Source organism: Kitasatospora sp. NPDC059817 (assembly GCF_042731835.1).
Classification (GTDB): Bacteria; Actinomycetota; Actinomycetes; order Streptomycetales; family Streptomycetaceae; genus Kitasatospora.
The window spans coordinates 1-1,907 of the sequence record NZ_JBHWIR010000180.1; the positions used below are offsets into that span (position 1 = coordinate 1).

Sequence of the window (1,907 nt, forward strand, 5' to 3'; positions counted from 1 at the left end):
GGGCTCGGATATTTGTATAAGAGACAGGCCTGACACCCCGGAGCGTCCCCCCGCTCCCTCCCCCCGCCCCATCCGAACGGAGTACCCACCATGTCCCGCAACCGCACCCGGCTGGCCGCCCTCGCGGCCGCCACCGCCGGCCTCGGCCTGACCGCCCTCGGCGCCCCCGCACTGGCCTTCGGCGCGGGCGGCCCCGGCAGCGTCACGTACGACACCGGCGCGCTGGACTGGGGCGTGAAGGCCAGCTTCCGCAGCTACGTCAGCGGCCCGGCCTCCCAGGGCGGCGCCATCGAACTGACCGGCGGCGCCACTACCAACGCCGACGGCACCTTCCACTTCGGCCTGGCGAACGCCACGTACGACCTCGCCACCCACGCGCTGAGCTCCTCCTTCACCGGCGGGGTCCGCTTCACCGCCCACCACGGCGCGCTGGACGTCGCCCTCAGCGACCTCAAGGTCACCACCGCCGGGACGACCGGCACGCTCACCGCCGACACCGCGTCCAAGGAGTCGATGGGGGCCACCGACGTCATTCGACGGGACGACGTGCCGCTGGTGACGTTCACCGTCGGGCGGGACACCACCACCGGGGTGCCGACGGCGGCGAAGCTGACCGAGCAGGGCGCCAAGGCCTTCGCGGGCTTCTATACGGCCGGGACGGACATGGACCCGCTGTCGCTGCTGCTGAAGCAGAGCCCGGCGACGCCGTCGCCGACGGCCACGGCGACCGCCACCGCTTCGCCGACGGCCCCGACCCCGACCCCGACATCGACCCCGACCGCCACGGGCACGCCGACCGCCTCGCCGTCCGCCACCGGCACGCCGTCGGCCACGCCCTCCGCCACGTCGTCGGCCACCACGACGCCGTCCGCGACGCAGTCGCCGAGCGCCACCGCCTCGCCGTCCGCGAGCGCCACCCCGTCCGCGACCGGGACCCCGGCGCCCACCGGTGCCCCCGGCCGGCTGCCCGTGCTGAACGGCACCCTCGACTGGAAGGTCAAGGAGAGCTTCCGCGCGTACCTGGCCACCCCGATGGCGAGCGGCAAGGTCGAGTTCGGCGGCGGCGCGGCCGACTACCGCTTCGGCGGCGCCACCGGCGGCTACAACACCGCCGACCACTCGCTGACCGCCGCGTTCGACGGCTCGGTCCGCTTCCTCGGCCACCCCGGCAAGGACGGCTGGGCGCTCGACACCACGCTCTCCAAGCTGGGCCTGACGATCGACCAGGGCGGCGCCTTCCTGACCGCCGACGTGAACGGCAAGTCCCCCGACGGCAAGGCGACGTCGCTGAGCGGCGCGCGGATCGCCAAGCTGGACGTGCCCGCCTCCGCCCTGAAGCCGGTCAACGGCGTGGTGACGCTCTCCGGCGTCCCGGCCACGCTCACCGCCGAGGGCGTCCCGGTGTTCTCCAACTACCCGGCGGGCACGGCCCTGGACCCGGTCAGCGCCACCCTGGCGTTCGACAAGGACGCCAAGCTGCCGGCCACCCCGCCGACCGCCGGGTCCGGTGCCGGCGCCGGTACTGGCGGCGCCAACCAGCCTGCCGGAGGCCAGGGTTCGGGCACCGGTACGGTCGGCGGCGCCTCGCTGACCACCGGCGGCGGCCTGACCGGCGCGGGCGCTGCGGGCGGTGCGGGCGGCGTGCTGGCCGCCACCGGTTCGCAGACCCCGGTGGTCCCGCTGCTGGCCACCGCGGCCGGTCTGCTGCTGGTCGGCGGCAGCGCCACCGTGCTGGTGCGCACCCGGCGCGGCGCACGCTCCTGACGCACCCCCGGGACGCGCGACGGCCCCCGGGCGGCCACCCGCCCCGGGGGCGGGGCCGTGGGGCCCCCCCGGGGGGGGGGCCCCCCGGGGTAACGTAAAGGGGCGACCCGGGGAGCGGCGGGCCACGGCCCCGAGAACCCCCC

1 protein-coding gene is annotated in these 1,907 nt (G+C 76.4%); it reads left to right on the forward strand.

The window, feature by feature from the left end:
• Window positions 1-90 precede the first annotated feature (90 nt).
• Window positions 91-1,764: an HtaA domain-containing protein gene (locus ACFV61_RS28750; protein WP_380494752.1), complete on the forward strand. Its 1,674-nt coding sequence runs from the start codon at window positions 91-93 to the stop codon at window positions 1,762-1,764.
• Window positions 1,765-1,907: the final 143 nt, after the last annotated feature.